Origin of the sequence: Hymenobacter glacieicola (genome assembly GCF_014640315.1) — a bacterium.
GTDB classification, from domain to species: domain Bacteria; phylum Bacteroidota; class Bacteroidia; order Cytophagales; family Hymenobacteraceae; genus Hymenobacter; species Hymenobacter glacieicola.
In genome coordinates this window covers 311,588-333,164 of sequence record NZ_BMGS01000002.1, presented here as the reverse complement: position 1 = coordinate 333,164, position 21,577 = coordinate 311,588, and the positions used below count along the sequence as shown (strand labels likewise).

Annotated in this window: 16 protein-coding genes; 7 read left to right on the top strand and 9 right to left on the bottom strand. The window is 59.0% G+C overall.

Annotated features, from left to right (window positions below):
- Nucleotides 1-56: 56 nt before the first annotated feature.
- Entirely contained in the window at nt 57-1,991 is a 1,935-nt protein-coding gene (locus IEW18_RS04520; RefSeq protein ID WP_188556634.1) for a fumarate reductase/succinate dehydrogenase flavoprotein subunit, read from the bottom strand.
- Between the two features lie 19 nt (nt 1,992-2,010).
- Nucleotides 2,011-2,685 (bottom strand): succinate dehydrogenase cytochrome b subunit, encoded by a 675-nt coding sequence (locus IEW18_RS04515; RefSeq protein WP_188556633.1) that lies wholly within the window; start codon nt 2,683-2,685, stop codon nt 2,011-2,013.
- Nucleotides 2,686-2,922: 237 nt separating this feature from the next.
- Here IEW18_RS04515 and IEW18_RS04510 point away from each other — a divergent pair, with 237 nt between their 5' ends.
- Both IEW18_RS04510 and fabD read left to right on the top strand, forming a co-directional pair.
- Entirely contained in the window at nt 2,923-5,808 is a 2,886-nt protein-coding gene (locus IEW18_RS04510) for a T9SS type B sorting domain-containing protein (RefSeq protein ID WP_188556632.1), read from the top strand.
- Between the two features lie 228 nt (nt 5,809-6,036).
- Nucleotides 6,037-6,924, top strand: a complete 888-nt coding sequence (gene fabD / locus IEW18_RS04505) for an ACP S-malonyltransferase (RefSeq protein ID WP_188556631.1) — start codon at nt 6,037-6,039, stop codon at nt 6,922-6,924.
- A 161-nt stretch (nt 6,925-7,085) separates the two neighbouring features.
- Here the strand turns inward: fabD and IEW18_RS04500 are convergent, their stop codons facing one another.
- The 3 genes from IEW18_RS04500 to IEW18_RS04490 form a co-directional block, all read right to left on the bottom strand.
- Entirely contained in the window at nt 7,086-9,155 is a 2,070-nt protein-coding gene (locus IEW18_RS04500; protein ID WP_188556630.1) for a family 16 glycosylhydrolase, read from the bottom strand.
- A gap of 384 nt (nt 9,156-9,539) precedes the next feature.
- Nucleotides 9,540-10,034, bottom strand: a complete 495-nt coding sequence (folK, locus tag IEW18_RS04495) for a 2-amino-4-hydroxy-6-hydroxymethyldihydropteridine diphosphokinase (RefSeq protein WP_188556629.1) — start codon at nt 10,032-10,034, stop codon at nt 9,540-9,542.
- Between the two features lie 4 nt (nt 10,035-10,038).
- Nucleotides 10,039-10,911: an alpha/beta hydrolase family protein gene (locus IEW18_RS04490; RefSeq protein ID WP_188556628.1), complete on the bottom strand. Its 873-nt coding sequence runs from the start codon at nt 10,909-10,911 to the stop codon at nt 10,039-10,041.
- Between the two features lie 276 nt (nt 10,912-11,187).
- Between IEW18_RS04490 and IEW18_RS04485 the strand changes: the two genes are divergently transcribed.
- A complete protein-coding gene (locus IEW18_RS04485; protein WP_188556627.1) occupies nt 11,188-12,168 on the top strand; it encodes a polyprenyl synthetase family protein in 981 nt (326 codons plus the stop codon).
- A 98-nt stretch (nt 12,169-12,266) separates the two neighbouring features.
- Here the strand turns inward: IEW18_RS04485 and IEW18_RS04480 are convergent, their stop codons facing one another.
- On the bottom strand, nt 12,267-12,575 hold the full coding sequence (locus IEW18_RS04480; RefSeq protein ID WP_188556626.1) for a hypothetical protein: 309 nt from the start codon (nt 12,573-12,575) through the stop codon (nt 12,267-12,269).
- Nucleotides 12,576-12,751: 176 nt separating this feature from the next.
- Here IEW18_RS04480 and IEW18_RS04475 point away from each other — a divergent pair, with 176 nt between their 5' ends.
- Nucleotides 12,752-14,152, top strand: a complete 1,401-nt coding sequence (locus IEW18_RS04475; RefSeq protein ID WP_188556625.1) for a cytochrome P450 — start codon at nt 12,752-12,754, stop codon at nt 14,150-14,152.
- Between the two features lie 187 nt (nt 14,153-14,339).
- Here IEW18_RS04475 and IEW18_RS04470 read toward each other — a convergent pair whose 3' ends face one another.
- Together IEW18_RS04470 and IEW18_RS04465 are read right to left on the bottom strand one after the other, a co-directional pair.
- Entirely contained in the window at nt 14,340-15,467 is a 1,128-nt protein-coding gene (locus IEW18_RS04470) for an MBL fold metallo-hydrolase (RefSeq protein WP_188556624.1), read from the bottom strand.
- A gap of 195 nt (nt 15,468-15,662) precedes the next feature.
- Nucleotides 15,663-16,136, bottom strand: a complete 474-nt coding sequence (locus IEW18_RS04465) for a DUF4890 domain-containing protein (RefSeq protein ID WP_188556623.1) — start codon at nt 16,134-16,136, stop codon at nt 15,663-15,665.
- 209 nt (nt 16,137-16,345) lie between these two features.
- Between IEW18_RS04465 and IEW18_RS04460 the strand changes: the two genes are divergently transcribed.
- Nucleotides 16,346-16,906 (top strand): GNAT family N-acetyltransferase, encoded by a 561-nt coding sequence (locus IEW18_RS04460; RefSeq protein WP_188556622.1) that lies wholly within the window; start codon nt 16,346-16,348, stop codon nt 16,904-16,906.
- 178 nt (nt 16,907-17,084) lie between these two features.
- Here the strand turns inward: IEW18_RS04460 and IEW18_RS04455 are convergent, their stop codons facing one another.
- Nucleotides 17,085-18,374: a TlpA disulfide reductase family protein gene (locus tag IEW18_RS04455; RefSeq protein WP_188556621.1), complete on the bottom strand. Its 1,290-nt coding sequence runs from the start codon at nt 18,372-18,374 to the stop codon at nt 17,085-17,087.
- A 265-nt stretch (nt 18,375-18,639) separates the two neighbouring features.
- Between IEW18_RS04455 and IEW18_RS04450 the strand changes: the two genes are divergently transcribed.
- Together IEW18_RS04450 and IEW18_RS04445 are read left to right on the top strand one after the other, a co-directional pair.
- On the top strand, nt 18,640-20,934 hold the full coding sequence (locus IEW18_RS04450) for an aconitate hydratase (protein ID WP_188556620.1): 2,295 nt from the start codon (nt 18,640-18,642) through the stop codon (nt 20,932-20,934).
- A 134-nt stretch (nt 20,935-21,068) separates the two neighbouring features.
- Entirely contained in the window at nt 21,069-21,536 is a 468-nt protein-coding gene (locus IEW18_RS04445; protein WP_188556619.1) for a hypothetical protein, read from the top strand.
- The last annotated feature ends 41 nt before the right edge of the window (nt 21,537-21,577 follow it).

The window sequence follows — 21,577 nt, the reverse complement described above, 5'->3', positions numbered from 1 at the left end:
GAGCGGAGGAAGTGGCAGCTAGCCCAGGTAGGTTAGCCGCCACTTGGTGCTCTGGGCTACTTGTAGCTACGCTGCGTCAGCTTCACGTTCTCGAACTTCAGCTCTTCCTTATTTAGGATTTCCGGCTGATTCTCGCCAACGAACTGCCAGGCGGCTACATACGTGTAATTCTCGTCGTCGCGCAGAGCCTCGCCTTCCGGCGTCTGGTACTCCTCGCGGAAGTGACCCCCGCAGCTTTCGTTGCGGTTGTAAGCGTCATCTACCATCAACTCACCCAGCTCCAGGAAGTCGGCTACGCGGCCGGCGCTTTCCAGCATCTGGTTCATCTCCTGGTCGGTGCCGCTCAGCTTCAGATCCGTCCAGAACTCCTTGCGCAGCTTCTGGATTTCACGCTTGGCGTGCTGCAGGCCTTCCGCCGTGCGGGCCATGCCGCAGTATTCCCACATGATGTGGCCCAGGGCCTTGTGGAAGTCGGCGGGGGTGCGGGTGCCGTTAATGCTCATCAACTTCTTCACCCGAGCGTTTACTTCCGCCTCAGCCTCTTTGAAGGCCGGGTGGTCAGTCGTAACGGGCTTGGGAGCCGTTTGAGCCAGGTAATCACCAATGGTGTAGGGAATCACGAAGTAGCCGTCAGCCAGACCCTGCATTAGGGCCGAAGCTCCCAGGCGGTTAGCGCCGTGGTCGGAGAAGTTGCATTCGCCGGTAGCGTACAGGCCCGGAATGGTTGTCTGCAGGTTGTAGTCTACCCACAGGCCACCCATGGTATAGTGCACAGCAGGGTAAATGCGCATGGGCTGCTCGTACGGATTCTCGCCGGTAATCTTAGCGTACATATCGAACAGGTTGCCGTACTTCTGGCTTACCCAACTAGCGCCGTTGCGCTTGATAACGTCAGCAAAGTCCAGGTATACAGCCAGCCCCGAGCTGCCTACGCCCCGACCTTCGTCGCACATCATCTTGGCGTTGCGCGAGGCTACGTCGCGGGGCACTAGGTTACCGAAAGCCGGATATTTGCGCTCCAAGAAGTAGTCACGCTCGTCTTCCGGAATGTCGGCAACCCGAATCTGACCGGCGCGCAGGCGCTCGGCAGTTTCCTTCGAGGCCGGCACCCACACGCGCCCATCGTTCCGCAGCGACTCCGACATCAGCGTCAGCTTCGACTGGTAGTCACCCGACACAGGAATGCAGGTCGGGTGAATCTGGGTAAAGCAAGGGTTGGCGAAGTACGCGCCCTTCTTGTGGGCCCGCCACGCAGCGGTAGCGTTGCAATACTTGGCGTTGGTGCTAAGGTAGAATACGTTACCGTAACCACCGGTGGCCAGTACTACGGCGTGAGCGGCGTGCTGCTCTATTTCACCGGTAATCAAGTTGCGGGTGATGATACCACGAGCCTGACCGTCAACTACCACCAGGTCCAGCATTTCGGAACGGGTGTAGAGCTTCACCTTACCGTAGGCCACCTGGCGCGAGAGGGCCGAGTAGGCACCCAGCAGCAACTGCTGCCCGGTCTGGCCGCGGGCGTAAAACGTGCGGCTTACCTGGGCACCCCCGAAGGAGCGGTTAGCCAGCAGTCCGCCGTACTCCCGGGCGAAGGGTACACCTTGCGCCACGCACTGGTCGATAATATTCACTGACACTTGGGCCAGACGATACACGTTGGCTTCGCGGGCCCGGTAGTCGCCACCCTTGATGGTATCGTAGAACAAGCGGTACACGGAGTCACCGTCGTTCTGGTAGTTTTTAGCGGCGTTGATGCCCCCCTGAGCGGCAATAGAGTGCGCCCGGCGGGGAGAGTCGTGGTACGTAAAGGCTTTCACGTTGTAGCCCAGCTCGGCCAGGGAAGCCGCGGCGGAAGCACCGGCCAAGCCCGTACCTACTACAATCACGTCGTATTTCCGCTTGTTGGCGGGGTTTACGAGCTTAACGTTAAACTTATGCTTGTCCCATTTCTCGGCCAAGGGGCCTTCGGGAATTTTGGAATCCGGAAACATCGGCTATCGAGTTTAGGACTTATTTGAAAAAGAAGAAGTAGACCGGCATGGCGGCAAAAGCGGCGCACACGATGATCGAGAAGCCGTAGCCAATAAACTTGATGGCCGGCGTGTACTTGCGGTGGGTCAAGCCCAGCGTCTGGAAGGCGCTGCTGAAGCCGTGCAGCAAGTGGTAGAGCAGGGCTACCTGACCTATCACGTACAGCAGCACGTAGAAAGGGTTCTTGAAGGCTGCCAGCACCAGCGCGTAGGCATCTTCGTTGCCGTTGGCGTCACGCGGCACGTCGGTGAAGCGCAGGGAGCCAAAGAAGTTGTAGAGGTGAACAATCAGGAAGAACAGCACAATGGAGCCCAGCAAGGCCATACTCCGGGAGTGCCACGAACTGTTCTGCTCAATATGATCCGAAACGTAGCGCTGGTTGCCACGGGCCGCCCGGTTCTTAGCGGCCAGCACCAGCCCTTCGTAAATGTGAAAGCCAAAGCCCAGAACCAGCACAATTTCCATGGTGCGGATAAGCGGGTTGTGGCCCATGAATTCGGAATAGGCGTTGAATGCCGCACCGTTATCAGCCTTAAATAACTGCAGGTTACCAACCAGGTGGACTACCAAGAAGGTGCAGAGAAACAGGCCCGTGACGGCCATAATAATCTTACGGCCAATGCTACTAGAAAAGGTTTTTGTGATCCAACTCATAGAGAGCTACTGAAGGGGTGTGGGTAGGTCGGTTGTACCGGCCAAAGGTAGCCTCCAACCTAGTAGGAAACAATCTGAATAAGGCTTTGCCGTTATTGTGAATCTATAGCCAGCCAACTCCGTTAGTACCTACTACTAAGTACTTAACCCCAGCGGCGCCTTTTTTGTTAGGTTACTGGCTGGTTTTTAACGAACTTCCTCTTCCCTTGTACTCCCGCCTACTAATACGCTGATTGTATGAATCTTCCGTTACTAAACCACCCGGTCCGGCTGGCGCTGGTTGGGTTGCTTTGGCTAATAGCCTTGCTGGGCCCGACTCCAGAAGCCCGAGCTACCCACTTGCGTGCCGGTGACATCCAGGCCAAAACGGACACAACCCTGCCGGTTGCTAACCGCAACCCACGCCGAGTGTTCTTTAAGATGGTGTTATACACGAGCGTTACCACTAGTGGAGGGCAGACCGCGGCAGACGAACCCAACGTTACCATATTTTACGGCGACAATACCAACTCAGGCTACAATACAATTCCTCGCGTAAAAAGGACGCTGGTAGCGCCGAACGTGTACCGAAACGTCTACTATTTCGAGCACACCTACAACGCCCCGGGTAACTACCTCGTCAGCTACCTGAGCGTGAACCGGGTGGCTGGCGTACAGAACCTGACCAACTCCATCAACGAGTCGTTTTACATCTCGACTCGCATCACCATTGACCCCATTATCAATGTAAACCGGTCGCCGGCGTTGCTGGCCCCGGCCATTGATCAGGCCAGCCGCCGTCAGGTGTTTCTGCACAATCCCGCCGCATTCGATGCCGATGGGGACTCTTTGGCCTTTAAGTTGCGGCCCAGCCAGCAGGCTGGAAACCCAGAGGATCTGGTAAGGTCCAACGTGGCTCCTCGCCCTACTCCAGTTACTGGTTTTCGTTACCCCGACGACCCGTTCTTCCGGGCCGTGCAGGTGCCGTACGTGGGGCCGCCCGTGGGCGTGCCGAACGACCCGGCTATTTTCCGCCAAGATGTACGCACGGGCCAAATCGTGTGGAACTCGCCGGAGGTAGTAGGTGAGTACAACGTGGCATTTGTGGTGGAAGAATGGCGGCGTACTCCTGGTGCGCCACCTCGCTTGATTGGGGAGGTAATCCGGGATATGCAGATTACCGTTACGCCCAGCCAAAACCTGCGTCCAACCCTGGTCGTGCCGCCCGATATCTGCGTAATAGCGGGCAACCCCATTCCAACGGTTGTGGTGACGGCCACTGATCCGGATAATAACCCGGTGTTGCTGGAAGCGTTTTCGGGCATCCTGCCGCCCGCTACGTTCGTGCGCAACTCCACCGGTCCGCCTACTGCCCGCGGAACGTTCAACTGGACTACCACCTGCGCTGATATTCGCTCCGAGCCGTACCAGGTATTGTTTAAAGCTACCGACCAGCCGGCCGCGGGCCTCACCCCGCTGATTGATGAGCGGCCGCTGCAGATTACCGTTATCGGTCCGGCTCCCCAGAACCTGCGGGTTAGCGCGGTCGGCAACACGGCCCGTTTGGACTGGAACAGCTACCTCTGTCAAAACCCCGGAGCTCAAATTCGGATTTACCGGCGCGAAGGGCCCAGCGGCTGGACGCCCGGACCCTGCGAAACAGGCATTCCGGCCTCCCGGGGCTACACCCAGATTGGGGCGGTTAACGTCGGCAGCCAAACCTTCCTCGACGATAACAATGGCCGCGGACTGGACCGTGGTAAAAACTACTGCTACCGCATTTACGTGGAGTTTGCCCGCCCCGCCGGCGGAGCCAGCATTGCTTCCAACGAAGCCTGCTTGTCGTTGGCTGGCACTTCCTCCCGCCTCACCAACGTGACGGTGGACCGCACCAGCACTACCAACGGGCAGATTACAGTGCGTTGGACCAAACCAACTTCTTCGAGCGGGTTCAACACGCCTGCCGGCTACCGCTTGTATCGGGCAGTAGGGCAAACCCCCGCCGCAACGGCGTTCCAGCAGGTATTTACCTCCACCAACCTGGATGATCTGACCTTTGTCGATCAGAACCTGAACACCACGGACAACGCATATTCCTACCGGCTCGACTTCTTCAGCGCCTCTACGCCGGGTGGGGCCGAGATAATAGAAGCAGCTGGGCCGGCTTCCAGCGTGCGCGTGGCGGTAACCCCCAATCCTTTGGCCAACACCATCGGGCTGACCTGGACCTACAATGTGCCCTGGGATAACTCGCGGCGGCCTACTACCGTGTACCGGCGGTTGCAAACGGGCGGGGCTTTCGTGCCGGTTGGCAAAGTGATGGGTACGACCACGGGCGGCGCCTTTACCGACCGGGGTACCACGGCCCAGCCGCTGGTGAAAGGCCAGACCTATTGCTACTATGTCAAAACCAACGGTACCTACGACGCTACCCTGCCAGACTCGCTGATTAACCTCAGCCAGGAGCAGTGCGTGGCCTTACAGGCCGTGCCGTGCACGCCGGTGCTCACGCTTAAAGCCACGAATTGCGACAGTCTGGCCAGTCGCCTCTTCCAGCTGCCGGCCACTACCCCAGCCACTGGCGAGGTATTTACCAACAACCTGAGCTGGACGCTGAGCAACCAGCCCACGGCCGACTGCAGCCGCGACATTGCCCAGTACATCATCTTCTTTGCGCCTACCGACGGGGAGCCACTCAAGGAGATTGATCGGGTGCCTGGCACGCAAACCACGTATGCTCACCGTAACCTGACTTCGGCGGCCGGCTGTTACGCCGTGCAGGCCCTGGATAACAACCAGGCAACAAGCGCCCTGAGCAACAAGGAATGCAAGGATAACTGCCTGCTGTTTCTGCTACCCAACATCTTTACCCCGAACGGCGACGGGGTAAATGACACGTTCCGGCCCAAGGTCTTCAGCCCCATTGAGCGGACGGTAGTCAGGATCTACAACCGCTGGGGCACGAAGGTGTACGAGAGCGACAAAGACCCGCTCATCAACTGGAGTGGCGGCAACATCGGGGCCGAGTCAGGTTCCGGCAGCAGAGTATCCGACGGCATGTACTTCTACCAGGCCGAGGTAGAGTTCCGGGATGCTAGCCGCACCAAACGCACCTTCAAAGGTTGGGTACAGATCAATCGGTAAGAACTGCCCCCGTTATACAAACAAACCGGGCGCTCCAGATGCGGGGCGCCCGGTTTGTATAACGGGGGAGGCTCGGCCTGTCCTGGCCTGCCCACCGTGGATAGGCCAGGGCAGGGTTTGGGCTTCCCGGGCGTTTTGTGCAGCTTGCAACCAAAAGCAGACAGAATCAGGCTTAACATGTGGTGCTGCCAAGTGCTTGCCTGAGGTATTTATCTTAACCTTTTACGAATGAAAGCAGTCATTTTTCCCGGTCAGGGAAGCCAGTTCAGCGGCATGGGCCGCGACCTGTACGAGCAGCATCCGGCGGCCAAGCGCCTAATGGACCACGCCAACGACATTCTGGGCTTTTCCCTGACGGAAGTGATGTTCAGCGGCTCCGAGGAAGACCTACGCCGTACTGATGTAACCCAGCCGGCTATTTTTCTGCATTCTGTGGCGCTGGCTACCGTGCTGCCCGATTTGCGCCTCGATATGGTAGCCGGCCATTCCCTGGGTGAGTTTTCGGCGTTGGTAGCGGCTAAAGTGCTCAAATTTGAGGATGCTCTGCGGTTGGTAGCCCAACGCGCCCAGGCCATGCAGGCCGCCTGCCAGGAGCAGCCCGGTACTATGGCCGCCATTTTGGGGCTCGATGATGACACGACGGCCCGTATCTGCCAGGAAATAAGTGCTGGGGGCAACGTAGTGGTAGCGGCCAACCACAACTGCCCCGGCCAGCTCGTGGTGTCAGGTTCCCAGCGCGGCATTGAGTTGGCTTGCGAGCAACTCAAGGCGGCGGGCGCCAAGCGGGCCCTGCCGCTGCCAGTGGGCGGCGCATTCCATTCTCCCCTTATGCAGTCGGCTGAAGCGGCCCTGGCCCAGGCCATTGCTGGGACTACCTTCTCGGCTGGCATTTGCCCCGTGTACCAAAACGTGGACGCTGCCCCCCACACCGACCCCGATGAAATCCGCGAAAACCTGGTGCGCCAGCTCACTGCCCCCGTCCGCTGGACCCAGAGCGTGCAGCGCATGGTAGCCGATGGCGCTACTGAGTTTGTGGAATGTGGCCCCGGCAAAGTGCTGCAAGGCTTGGTTAAGAAAATTGCCCCGGAAGCAGCCGGAAGTTCTGCAACTGTGTAAGTCAGCGAATCCAGGTTAAAAAAGGCCCGCTAGCTTCTGCTGTGGGCCTTTTTTCAACTTGTGTTGCTTCGACTAGCCTTATCAACGGTAAGATTTCGGATTACGTACCTAGGGGTGAAGAAGGAACATATCTGACTTTTCGTATAAACCGAACTATTTACTCATTTGAAGTGCGGATGGGAAAGGTGTTGCCAGGCTACCAGCATGTTCCAGTTTTCGCAAGTAGGGTTTATGTAGCGGCAGCCCGTATAGGCGAAAAAGCGCAACTCGTTGTTCTGCGCCCGGTAGTAGATATTCCCACTCGGGCCCACGGTAAGGGAAGGGTACTCAGCGCCGGCTGACTCGACGGTGGCCGTGAAACACTTGAACCGGTTAGTGTTGTAGTAGTTGTCAATCCAGCGGTGAAGCCACGCGCCGGCGGCATTCTGGTAGAAGCTCTGCAGTCGGCCATCTGCCCCTACATAAATAGCCTGTTTCTTTACGCCGTCCCAGGTAATATTACCCTTGGCTGACAGGAAGCCGGGCTGATTACCGGAGCCCAGCGCATCATGCACCCAGCTGCCGCCCGACCAGTAATAGCGATGCACGGCACGGTCGGCCCCGATGTAGAAAACACTGCCCATCCCACTCGCGGCAATGGCGCCCGGACTAGCGTGTACTGCGTTGCTGGCCGGTTCGCTACTCCCCAGGGTGACAGGAGTATAGGCTCCATTTTCGGGCTCCAACATATGAATTCGGTAGTCCAGGCCTTTGTAAAAAACTCGCATTCCACCAGTGGTCAGGTTGTCAAGCACAAGGTCGCCGAGGGCAGGAGCGGGGTTGAGCGTCGTCGAATCGGTTGCGCGGGCGTGGCTCAGGTAGCTGTGGACCCACGCCGTATCGGCCCAGCGTAGCCGTTGCACCCGGCGGTCCTGACCGATGTAGTAAAGGTCGCCGTTGGTAGCCGTGGCCACGCTGCCAGGCGTAGTGGAGGGCTGGGACGCTCGCGGCGCAGCAGGCGCCATGTACCGATGGTTCCAGCCGGAATAAAAGCTGTAGGACTGCAGCTGTCCGTCGTGGCCCCGGTACGTTACCAGATTGTGCTTGGGGTTAAACTGTAGTTCCCCACTGATCTGCCAATTGCGGTTCTGGGCCTGCGCGGGGTCAACTTCACCGGTTACCCATTGGTTATCTTTAGAGCGGAGGCTACGGTATAAAAGATCGTTGGTGCCGCGGAAAAACAGCTCGTCCTGGTTGTTGGGATTGACGGCAATGGAGCCCGGCTGGGGGCTTACATACTCCAGCCAGTCATTGACGGGCTTTTTAAAGACATGGTTCACGTATTCCTGCTCCGATTGGTCGTAGGAAACAGTGTACTGGCCCCGAAGTGGTTTATAGACACTGATGTAGTCGATGTCCATTTCCGCGTGCGTAATGCCCATGGCCTCCGCATCATGGGTCATTTGCAGGTTGGCCAGAATACGTGCCGTGTAGGCGTGGGTCTGTGCTTGGGAGCTGGTCACGGTGTACTGCTCCCGGTCATTGAGGAAGAACGTAACCTGGGTAGGCGTCCAGACTACGGTGTAGGTGTTAAAGTCCTGGGATAAGTCGCGGCCGTCTTTGGTGCTACGGCCGCCGCACGTCCAGGCGCCCACCGGAATCGTGTCGCAGCCTTTCGAGCCGTAGGTGGCGCAAAGTTGGTTGCGTTTATCCCAGTCGAGCACTCCGCTGTTGATCTGGCGGCGGGGTTCGTCGTTGCCATTATCGATTACGTCAATTTCGGTGCCCGCGCTCAGCAGCCAGAAAGTAGGCCAAACGCCTTTGCCATTGGCGGGCAGCTTGCACCGGATTTCAAACATCCCGTAGGCAAAGCCGGCCCAATCATCCGGGGACCAGCCCGCAGGTACAGCAACCGGATCATGAGCTTTAGTGGACATGATCCGGCCCGACACAAACGCAATATTGGTCCGGCGGGCCACCTTGTTGAGCGCCGCTCGTTGCGCGGCCGGAACCACATCGGCCTTGAGGCGAAGGATGCCCCCTCCCGGAAATGCCAGCTGAGAGGCCGCGTAGTACTCGGTGCCCCACCCATCGAGGCCGTCCACTGCCCAGTTGCCGCTGGCTTTCATCTCATCTACATTCTTATAATTGAACTCGTCCTGGAAGACAATTCGGTAATTTGAGCGGTCCAGCTTGCACTGCGCGGCCGCTTTAGTAGCTAACAGAACCAGGGCCAACAATGGCAAGGCCAACCAGCGCGGAGATAGGCAAACTAGTGGAAAAGGACAACTAGACTGTCTGTGAAATACAAACATGACGATATAGCAGGTAAACAGGCCCGGCACTACACGCAAACCGGCCCGAGAAGCCGCATCCGAACCCGGTAGCAACGGCCGCATCTTGGCTTTTCTACTGCTTTTAAGAGGCGCTAGTTGTGTTCTGGGTTCTCAGCAGGGCGGTGTCCGGCCCGGGTTGGTTGCGCTGTAAAAAGAAAACGGGGGCGCGAAGGTCGGGAGCTTCCTCGTATTTGCAGGCCATTTTTCCTTTTTCGGTATTGGTAACCGGCCGTAAGCCGCTGTTACCTACTGGGCGTCATCCGGGTGGCGTAACCGATCAGGCATTAACTACAAGGCCGCTCACGGACCTACTGCGGCGTACGGCTTCACGGCTAGCTCGTCAGGACACGCGGCCAATAGCTCTGCCACAGTTTGATTCAACTCTGGATGTACCATATCCGCAGCAATTTCGGCCAGAGGAGCTAGCGCGAAACGCCGCTCCGGCAGGCGCGGGTGGGGCAGGGTAAGCCGGGCGCTTTGCACTACCACGTCATCGTAGAGCAGAATGTCCACGTCGAGGGTACGGGCGCCCCAGCGGATCAGCCGCTCTCGGCCCGCTTGCTGCTCAACGGCTTGGCAGGCATTGAGCAACTCCTCGGGTAGTAGGGAAGTTCGCAGGCTGATGGCCTGGTTGAGAAAAGCAGGCTGATCGGTAAGGCCCCAGGCAGCCGTTTCGTACAGTCCGGAGGCGGCTACCAATGTGCCCGCAGTGGTGACAAGGGCCTCAACAGCCCGGCGCAGTGTAGGAACCCGGTCGCCGAGGTTGGAGCCGAGTAGCAGGTAGGCGGTGGGCATAGCGCTACAATACGCGGCGCAAGAAGTCGGCCGTTACTTCGGCGGCGGTCAGGGCCTGCGCGGGCAGCTCAGCCCCTGGCCACGGGTGGCTGCCGCCGAAGTTGTGGGTCACCTGGGGTAGAATAGCTAGCTCGGCCTCTGGTTTCCAGCCGTGCAGTTCGTAGGCCCGCGCTACCGGTACGGTTTCGTCCTGGTCACCGTGCACCAGTAGCAGGGGCTGCTTGAGTTTGCGGCGGACATTGTGCGGAATATCCAGCCGCCGCCTGTTCTGGTGGTAGTCTTCCACCATCTGGTAGTAAAGCGGCAGCTGCTGTTTGGTACGGCTGTTTTCCACGTAGTACACGCCCTGTTGCTGCCAGTGCTGCATCAGCTCCTCGGTCCAGCCCGGGTTTACGTTGCTGATGGCGGCCCACGTTACCACGGCTTTCACCCGTGTGTCTTCAGCCGCCTTTAGCAGTACCAGCCCACCCCCGCGGCTGTGCCCGATGAGCGCCAAGCGCGTGCGGTCCAGCTCCGCCACCGGAATAGTAGCTTGTTGGGAGTGGAACAGGTAGTCGAGCAGGGCGCCGATGTCGTCTAGCTCCAGGGAGAAGTTGTTTCGGCCGAACGCCTCCAGGTCTTCCAGGTCGCCGGTGCCGTCTACCACTAGCCCGTTGTGCGAGAGGTTTAGCTTCACGAATACAAAGCCCTGCTGGGCAAACCACTCGGCCAGCAGATTAAAGTGGCCCCAGTCCTTGAAGCCCTTGAAGCCGTGCACAAATACCACTACCGGCTTAGGCTGCCCGGTAGGCACGTAGCGCACATCGGCCATAAAGGGCCGGGCATGGTGAGGGCTGTGGAGCTGGAAGTCGAGGCGGACGGGCTGGGGATGTGGCATAGGGGCGAAGGTAAGCGGTGAGACAGTGAGTGAAGGATATGGCCAGGGTGCTGCAGCCATCCTGCACGCAGTGCTACCCCTCAGGATGTGCAACTCCATACCTCCGTGCTGCAAGTACGGGCTTGTCAATCTATACGGCATTGCACAAAGAGAGAAAGGAAGGCGCCGCCCTGCTTGCCACGATACCTCTTCACTTATTCCCTAACTCAGTCCCTATTTCTGCACCTCACTATTTCACCATTTTCCCCGTATCATTGCACCGCCCAAAATACCTGCATGACCGTTACGCTGGACCAGATACAGGCGCCCATTGCCGCCGAGATGGAGGAATTCGAAAAGAAATTCCGTCAGTCCATGCAAACGCGCCAGCTGCTGCTCGATAAGATCATGGGCTACATCGTGAAGCGCAAAGGCAAGCAGATTCGGCCCATGTTCGTGTTCTTCACGGCAAAAATCAGTGGCGGCGACCCGCTGCCCGAAGCTACCTTCCGGGGGGCAGCCCTCATCGAGCTGCTGCACACGGCCACGCTGGTGCACGATGATGTGGTGGACGAGAGTAATTACCGCCGCGGTTTTTTTTCCATTAACGCCCTCTGGAAAAACAAGATTGCCGTGCTCGTGGGCGACTACCTGCTCAGCAAAGGCCTGCTGCTGAGCCTGGAAAACGACGACTACGAGCTGCTCAAAATTGTGAGCAACGCCGTAAAAGAGCTAAGCGAAGGCGAACTGCTGCAGATTGAGAAAGCGCGCCGCCTCGACATTACCGAGGACGTTTACTTCGACATTATTAGGCAGAAAACGGCTTCGCTGATTGCCTCCTGCTGCGCCGTAGGGGCTGCTTCGGCGGGGGCCGATAAGGAAACCATTGAGCGGGCCCGGCTTTTCGGGGAGAAAGTAGGCATGGCCTTCCAGATCAAGGACGACCTGTTTGACTTCGGCACCGACGAAATTGGCAAGCCCGTGGGCATTGACATCAAAGAGAAGAAGATGACGCTGCCCCTGATTTACGCCTTGCAGCAGGCCGATTGGCTAACCAAGCGCCGCATCATCTACAACGTAAAAAACAACGACGGCCGCAAGGACCGGGTGCAGGCCGTAATTGAGTTCGTTAAGCAATCCGGCGGCCTCAACTACGCCATTCAAGTGATGGAGCGCTACCGCGACGAAGCCCTAGAGATTCTGCGCACTTTTCCCGCCTCCGCCTCCCGCACGTCGTTGGAGCAGCTTATCAACTACACCATCGAGCGGGAAAAATAAGCGTACGTTGTTTGAGACAGAGTTCAGCCCGCCCAAGGCTTGCCCGTGCGGCGAGCCTTGGGCGGGCTGAAAAGTTACGTTGCCGAAGCTGGGGTAGGTTAGCGCTCCGGCTCGGCTACCTGGTAGGAAACACTCTCCGGGGCTACCTCCGACACCTCAAAATGAACGCCGTCGAAGGTGCTTTTTACGGTGATTTCGTGGATCATGTCGCAGCCGGGGCACTTGATTTCCTCGGTTTCAAACTGGCCGTCGTCCTCGGTGGAGTTAGCTAAGTGGTCGGCGGCAGGTACGCCGAGCAGGTCCGTGAAGACTTCGGTGTGGCACTGGTTGCACTCGAATTTAAGGCCTACTGTGCGGCCCTGGAGTTCGTCGAGCGGGGCGGGGGTATTTTTTTGCTGAATCCACATAAGAAACCGAGAGTTTGGTTGTTGGAGAAAGTTCGGGAAGCCGCAGTGGGCTACTAGGCTGTACGCGGGGAAGGTAGGCTGGGGTTGTGCTACCAGGAGCAGAAGCCCGCTAATGCGGCGCTGCCTCGTGTTTTGCCTTATCTTCGACGGAACTCAGTCGGCATTACTACCCCCGCATGTCTACGCCCGTACTACCCGCTCCCGAAGCCCCGGTGGCTCCCTTTCCCTGGATTCCGCGCTGGCGCACCCTGCTCACTTCCCTGGCCATGGCCCGGGACCCCATCGGCAACCTGAACCGGGCCCACGCTGCGGGCGGCGACACGGTGGGGCTGCACCTGGGCGGCATCCGGCCCTGCTACGTCACCCGCGACCCGGCCTTTGTGCAGCACATTCTGCAGAAAAATCACCGTCGCTACCTTAAATCTGACCTGACCCACGGCCTGATTCGCTACATCGGGCGGGGGCTGCTGACCAATGAGGGGGCCGACTGGCTGCGGCAGCGCCGCCTGATTCAGCCTGGTTTTCACCGCCAGCGCCTTACGGGCCTAACCCGCCTGATGCAGGCCGCCGCCGAGGACTGGACCCAGGAGCTGCGCGAACTGACCGCTACCGGACCCGCCCTGGTAGATATTCACGAGGCCATGACGCGCGTGGCCTTCCGGATCATTTCCCAGGCCACCTTCGGGACCAGCATGAGCGACGCGGAGCGGGACCGGCTCTCCGACGTGCTAACCCAGATTCAGGCGTTTTACGTGCGTACCATTCGGCAGCCCTACCTGCGGCCCTGGCTGCAAGGCACCGGCAGCTACCGGCGGCACGAGGCCCTGAGCCAGGAGCTGCGCGAGCTGGTGCGCGGCTACATCCGTCAGCGCCAGGCCGCGGGCCCCGCCGCAGCTACCCACGACGACCTGTTGCAGATGCTGCTGGATGCCCGCTACGAAGATACCGGGGAGCCCATGACCGAAGAGCGGCTCGTGGATGAGGCCAACATTCTGCTGCTGGCCGGCCACGAAACCTCCGCCAATGCCCTGAGCTGGCTGTTTTACCTGCTGGCAACTCACCCGGAGGCGGCCGCCCGCATCCGGGAGGAGCGGCGCGCCGCTGGCCTGGCCGAGCGGCCCCCGCGGTTTGAGGAACTGGGGCAACTGCCGTATTCCATGCAGGTAATCCAGGAAACCATGCGCCTATATCCGCCCGCCTGGATTCTGGATCGGGTGGCACTGGAAGACGACGAGTTTCAGGGCCACCCCATTCCCAAAGGCACGCTGTTTTCGCTCTACGTGTACGGCCTGCATCGGCACCCCGACCTCTGGCCTGAGCCTAATGCTTTCCGGCCCGAGCGGTTTGCGCCAGGGGCTCAGCCAGCCGTGCCCGCCTATGGCTATCTGCCCTTCGGGGGCGGGCCGCGCCTGTGCATCGGCAACCACTTCGCCCTTACCGAAATTCAGTTGGTGTTGCTGGAAACGCTGCGGCACTTTACCCTAGAGCCCGCTTCGGGCGCCGCCGTCGTGCCCGTACCCTTGGTGACGCTACGGCCCCAGGAAGGCGTAATCCTTCGGTTCACGCGGCTGACCTAGGTAAAACACGATTTAGCCTAATTACGCATCAGGTAGGAAGAAGCCGGCATAGTCAACGTGTCATTCCGAGCAGCGCGAGGAATCTGGGTTAGCTTCTGGAGGGTAACCCAGATTCCTCGCGCTGCTCGGAATGACACGTTGACTACGCCGGCTTACTGATTAACGTCCAGCTGATTGGCACACGTTCTTACTTCCACCACGCTACCTGTGGCAGGGGGCCCGCGCCGAGTGTTACGGGTTGGCCTAGCTCTGGGGTAGTGATGGGTAACCCAACCTGCGCGGCGGCCGCGCCGGCCCGGGTCACGGGTTCATTCCAGGCGTGGTGGGCTTCCGTGAAAGCGCCCCAGTGCACGGGGAATAGCAGCCGGGCCCGCACATCCAGGGTGGCCTGCACGGTCTGCTCCGGGAGCATATGAATCTGGGCCCACTGAGCGTCGTACTGCCCGCATTCCATCAGGGCCACATCGAAGGGGCCGTGCTGCTGACCGATGGCCTGAAAGTGGGGCCCATACCCGCCGTCGCCACTGTAGAACACCCGCTTATCGGTTGATTTAATAACCCAGGAACTCCACGAAGTTGAGTTCCGATTCGTGAGGCCACGGCCCGAAAAGTGCCGGGCCGGAGTGCTGGTGATGGTCACGCCGCCCGGCAACTGCACCGACTGGTTCCAGTCAAGCTCCTGCACCCGCTCGGGCGCCACTCCCCAGGCCAGCAGGTGAGCCCCTACGCCCAGGGGCACGTAGAAGTGCGCTACCTTGTCTTTAAGCCGCAGAATGGTCTGGTAGTCGAGGTGGTCGTAGTGGTCATGGGAGATGAGCACGGCGTCAATGGGTGGCAGTTGCTCGGCGGTTATGGCCAGCTGCGGATTGTAGCGCCGAGGCGTAAGCCAGGAAACAGGACCCATTTTCACGCTCAGCATAGGGTCGAGCAGAATGTTCTTACCCCCAATTTCCACCAGGCTGGCCGAGTGGCCAAACCACGTCACGCGGAGCATATCGGGCGTTTTCTGGCTGATAGTTGCTGGGTTCAGCGGCCGCGTGGGCAGGGGAGTGGCCGGCTTCTCATTGGGCGTTTTGCTGAACAGAAAGCGCCACAAGGAGCCAAAAGTGCTGCCCCCGGTCATGAGCGTAGTAGGCACCAAGTTCTGAAATTCTCCGTCCTGGTAGTGGCCCGATTTGGCATAAGCTGCCCGTTGCGCCTTCGTGGGCTTGCCCCCGAATTCGGGGCTGAGGTTGGCAAAGGCTACCCCCGCTACTACTAGCACCACAAGCAGGCTGACCATCAGGCGGCCAAGGAGTTTCAGAAGTTTTCGCATGGAAGCTAAGTAGTAAGTGCTGAGTCGGGGTTCAGAAGCGGCGGTACGCCTGATCCAGGGAGCAGCCCGGGCTGCAACCAGGTAGTCGGTATGATACGGCAAATACTTTACGCTGCTGGCCCCGGCCGAAACATACGTAGCAAGGCCCGGTCTGGGCAGACCGGGCCTTGGGTGGTAGCGCAAGAAGTAACCTGCTTAGCTGCGGCCGCTGAAGTCGCGGCGGTCAGCCCTCTCGCGCCGCTCGCCCTGGCGGCTACCCATCTGGCGTAGCCGCTCCTGGCGCTTGGCCTCAAGCTGGGCGTACTGCTTTTTCGACAGCACATCCTTGAGCTTCTTGTCAGTGCTTTCGTGAATGCGCTTGAACTCACTCTGCTGCTGGCTGCGGTCCTGCGGGCCGGAGCGGCCACGCAGGGCTTGCATCTGCTGTTGCTGCTCCTGGAAAATCTTCTCGACTTTCGACTTCTGCTTACTGCTCAGGTCGAGTTCTTTGGCCAGCTTATCGGTGCGGCGTTGGCGGTCCTGGGCGCTGTTTTGGCCCCGGCGGCCTTGGTCACGGTCTTGGCGTTGCTCCCGGCCTTGCGCCGGGCGGCCGTCGGCGGCAAAGCTGGTGTCGGCGAAAGAGGCGGAAAGACCGAGCAGGAGGGCGAGGCTGAAGAGTTGCTTTTTCATGGTAGTAAGGAAGTTAGAATGTGGTTTTGCGTTGGAAGGCGCCGTGCGTTGCGCTCTGTCGGTCCTTATTCAAACCCAGTGCCCCATTCCAGCCTTGGAGCCGCATTATCCATCACTGCCCCGAAAAAGCCGACCAACCCCCGGGTTTTATCGCCTGCGCTGAAAAGCTCGTTCTACGTGCCTCCACGCCATTTTTGTACTTTGGTCGCATGATACACCCGCTGAGTTTAGTAGCTGCTCCGCTCATCGCTGTTCCGCAGCTAGAAACAACCGATGTACTGCTGCGCGGCCCGCGAACTACCGACCTGCCCGAATTCGCTGCCATGCTCACTGACCCGGACTTCTACCGCTACCTGGGCGGCAAACCCCAGAACGAAGAGGACGCGTGGCGCCGCCTGCTGGCCCAGCAAGGCCACTGGACGCTCCTTGGTTACGGGGCCTGGTCGGTAGAGGAAAAAGCTACCGGTCGCTTTATTGGTACTGTTGGCTTCTTTGACTTTCAGCGTGACTTAACGCCCTCCATTAAAGGCACCCTTGAAGCCGGCTGGACCCTGGCCCCGCGCGTACACGGCCGCGGCTACGCTACCCAGGCCGTAAGGGCGGCGTTGCAGTGGGCCGAAGCGCAGTTTCCCGCCGCCCGCATGACCTGCATTATCGACCCGGATAACGTGGCTTCTCTGGCAGTAGCGCGCAAGTTTGGCTTTCAGGAAATAGCGCGTCCCATCTACCACGATGCCCCAGTCGTGCTGCTAGAACGACTCACGAAGTAAGACGGATGGATGGATTACACGGATTTTTGGTGCTCAGATGTTGCCCTTCCATAGCTGACCAACACCCGGCCGAACAAATAAGGGCTTGCCTACTGGCAAGCCCTTATTTGTTCAGTGAAACCTAGTTGAATTGACCACGGAATCCGTGTAATTCGAAAAAGCCGTCTTAATCGGCGGTTTATTCGGCTAGTAGCTGGTCGATGGTTTTGTTGAATTCGGCCACTTCCTGCTCGTAGTACTTGCCGGTGCCGGGGCCCGAGAAGCCCGTGTGAATCTTACGGACCTCGCCTTTCTTGTCGAGGAAAATCGTGGTCGGGAAAGCCAGCACCTTCTGGATCTGGGGCAAGGACTGGCTGGCAGCGTCCTTGTTGGCCTCACCGGCCACGGCCAGGTCGTAGCCCACGTTCATGCGCTGCTTCATCTTCAGCAGCTTCTGAGCCGCCACGTTCTGGTCGGTGGTGCGCTCATAGCCCAGCCCAATAATTTCGACGCCGCGCTGCTTGTTCTTGTCGTACCAGGGGGCCAGGAAGTTGGTTTCGTCCATGCAGTTCGGGCACCAGGAGCCCAGAATCTGCACCACGACTACCTTGCCCTTGTACTTGGGGTCGGAAGGGGAGATGCTACCGCCTTCGTAAATGCTGGGGAATTTGAAGTCGAGCTTTTTCTGGCCGGGTTTCATACCAGTAAGGGCGTTGGCGTCGGGCAGTTTGGCGTTCGGGTCGAGGGTAGCCGTCCAGGTTTCGTGGCCCGATTTACCGCTGTAAAAGTCGCCGGTAAGCGTGTTGCCTTGCTTCTCCGCCGTAAACAGAAAGCCGTGGCTGCCATCGAACGTAGTTAATTTCAGGGTATTGCCATCTACGTTGCCGGCCAGGTAGCGGTAGTCGCCGGTCGAGGTCAGAAAGGTGCCGGTTACGGCCCGGTCTTTTTGCTCGAATACGCCCACGGCAGGGTACGTTTCGTTGTCGTCGCCTTTGAAGGTGACCTTCCACGTGCCGTCGAAAGACTGGGTTTCCTGCCCGGATTTAGCCCCGAACAAGCTGCCAGCACCCTTACGGGCCGAAAACGGCACCCGGTAGGGCTCCTTGGCATCGTATTTTACCCAGGCGCCTTTCAGGTTGTTTTCACCATCGGCGTACACGACCAGGGCCGCATCAAACACACCCAACCGGATGGTAGTGGAGTCGCCGGTGGTGGTTATTTCGTCCAGCTTCAGGCGCTCCTCACCATTGCGCAGCGTCACGGTCGGCTTGCCGCCCTCGGTGGCAACTTCAAATAAAAAGGGGATTTCCTGGCCCTGGGCCGCGAGTACGCCGCGCCAGGGGCCCGCCGTGAGCGGACCCGCCGTGGCTGCGCCCTCACGGGTTGCGGCTTGATTTTCAGAAGACGACGAATTGGACTGACAGGCCACCGCGGCCAGCGCGAGTCCGGCCCCGGCTATGGCCTTGCGAAAAGAGAAGGCAACGGGCATGGGAAAAAAGTTAAAAGGTTGATTCGGGGCTAAACTACTCAGAGGCCATGATAGTTTACTAGCGAGCAACGAGCAAGGCCCCGAATGGAAGGCCCACCGGCCACTACGCCAGCGCCCTGCGTAAACTCCGCCTTTTGGAATAATTCTAAATCAGGCCGGCGGCGTGGGCGGAAGCCCGAAAATTTAGGCTGCGCAACGACCGACAACTATATTTGCGTACCTGTCTACTATAGACACGTTCTCTCCACTTTTTCCTTTTCGCATTATGGCGTTTGACTTAGAAATGATCAAGGCCGTGTACGATGGCATGGGCTCCCGCATTGAGGCCGCCCGCAGTGCCGTTGGCCGCCCGCTTACCCTGACTGAAAAAATCCTGTACGCTCACCTGTACGGCGGCACTGTTTCGCAGGCGTATGAGCGGGGCGTTTCCTACGTCGATTTTGCTCCCGACCGGGTTGCCATGCAGGATGCTACCGCCCAAATGGCGCTGCTCCAGTTCATGCAAGCTGGTAAAGCCAAGGTGGCCGTACCCAGCACGGTACACTGCGACCACCTGATTCAGGCTAAAGAAGGAGCTGACCAGGATTTGGCCATTGCTAACTCCGAAAACAAGGAAGTATACGACTTCCTGGCTTCGGTTTCCAATAAGTACGGCATCGGTTTCTGGAAGCCCGGTGCTGGTATCATTCACCAGGTAGTACTCGAGAATTACGCCTTCCCTGGCGGCATGATGATCGGTACGGACTCGCACACCCCCAACGCTGGCGGTTTGGGCATGATTGCCATTGGCGTGGGTGGCGCCGATGCCGTGGACGTCATGTCGGGCATGGCCTGGGAGCTGAAGTTCCCGAAGGTAATTGGAGTAAAGCTGACCGGTAAGCTCTCGGGCTGGACGGCTCCTAAAGACGTCATTCTGAAAGTGGCCGGCATTCTGACCGTAAAGGGCGGTACCGGTGCCATTGTGGAGTACTTCGGCGAAGGTGCGGAAAACCTTTCCTGCACGGGCAAGGCAACCATCTGCAACATGGGCGCTGAAATTGGGGCTACTACCTCCGTATTTGCCTACGACCAAAAAATGGCGGCCTACCTGCAGGGCACCGGCCGCGCTGACATTGCCGAACTGGCCAATGGAGTAGCCGCTCACTTGCGCGCCGACGACGAGGTATTTGCTAACCCCGGCGCCTTCTACGATCAGCTAATCGAAATCAACCTCTCGGAGCTGGAGCCCCACGTGAACGGTCCGTTCACGCCGGACGCAGCCTGGCCGATTTCGCAGTTCGCGGCTGCCGTGCGTGAGCACAACTGGCCCGCTAAGCTGGAAGTTGGCTTGATTGGCTCGTGCACCAACTCGTCGTACGAGGACATTACCCGCGCCGCCAGCATTGCCAAACAGGCGGCTGACAAAGGCCTAACAGTACAGGCGGAGTACACCGTAACGCCCGGCTCTGAGCTGGTGCGCTACACCGTGGAGCGCGACGGTCTGCTCGATACCTTCGCCCAGATGGGTGGGGTAGTGCTGGCCAACGCCTGCGGTCCGTGCATTGGGCAGTGGGCCCGCCACATGGACGACATGAAGCGGCCGAACTCCATCATAACTTCCTTTAACCGCAACTTTGCCAAGCGCAACGACGGCAACCCGAACACCCACGCTTTCGTGGCCTCGCCTGAAATCGTAACCGCGTTTGCCATTGCCGGTGACTTGACCTTTAACCCCCTGGTTGATACGTTGACCACCAAAGACGGCCAGCAGGTTCGCTTCGACGAGCCTCAGGGCATTGAGCTGCCGCCCCGTGGCTTCGCCGTAGAAGATGCCGGTTACCAGGCTCCCGCAGTCGATGGTTCGGGTGTACAGGTAATCGTGGATCCGGCTTCCGACCGTCTGGAGTTGCTGGAGCCCTTCAAGCCCTGGGAAGGCGTGGACCTGAAAGGCCTGCGTCTGCTCATCAAGGCCCAGGGCAAGTGCACCACCGACCACATTTCGATGGCCGGCCCGTGGCTGAAATACCGCGGCCACCTGGACAACATCTCCAACAACATGCTCATCGGGGCTATCAACGCCTTTAACGGCGAAGCCAACGCTGTGAAGGATGCCCTGACCCAGGGTACGCCTTACTCAGCCGTGCCACAGGTAGCGCGTAACTACAAAGCTCAAGGCATTGGCTCGGTGGTGGTAGGAGATGAGAACTACGGCGAAGGTTCGTCGCGGGAGCACGCGGCCATGGAGCCCCGCCACCTGGGCGTGCGCGCCGTGCTGGTGAAGTCATTCGCTCGCATCCACGAAACCAACCTGAAGAAGCAGGGCATGCTGGCCCTGACCTTCGCCAATAAAGCCGACTACGACCTGATTGAGGAAGACGACACCATCGACATCCTCGGCCTGACGGAGTTTGCCCCCGGCAAGCCCCTGCAGATCCGTCTGCACCACAGCGACGGCGACACGGACCTCATCACGGTAAACCACACCTACAACCAAGGCCAGATTGAGTGGTTCAAGGCTGGCTCGGCTCTGAACCTGATCCGCCTGAAGGAGTCAGGTGGCAGCATGATGTCGCAGAAGTAATTCCGGCTTCGGCTTTCACGTAGAAACGGCCGCTTCCCAGCTGGGAGGCGGCCGTTTTTACTGCGGCGCCCGGCGTGCAACCCTGGCTACGCTTACTGGCTCTACCGTAGGAGTAAGCAACCCATTTACTGCCCATGAAGACAACTGCTACCTTACTAGCCAGCGCCCTCACCTTGCTAAGTGGCTGCATTACACCCGTTGATGATCTGGACACCTGCCCGGCGGTTGAGTACGCCGTGAAAAGTCTGGAAAGCGAGTACGGGTGCGCCGATACCCGGCGCCAGCTTGGGGTTAACCTCTCGGAAACGCATACCATCATCCGCTCTCAGGCGGAGTTCGATCAGCAGGTAAGCGGCCCCTGCCACCCCCAGATCGACTTCACGAAATACGACTTGGTAATCGGCAAGAAAGGCTTGGCCAATGGCAATGCCGGCATCAAGTACAGTCTGCTACGGGAGTGTTCTGGTGCGCAACTGGTGCTACGTGTCGTATTCAACCAGGGCCTGACTACCGAAGCTCCCAACCTTACTTACCACGCCTTAGTCCCTAAGCTGGCGGCGGGGCAGGAGTTGAAAGTGGATATCGAGATAAACAACCGCTAGTACGCGTTGCATCTAGCTATTAGAAACAGCCGCACCGGGCT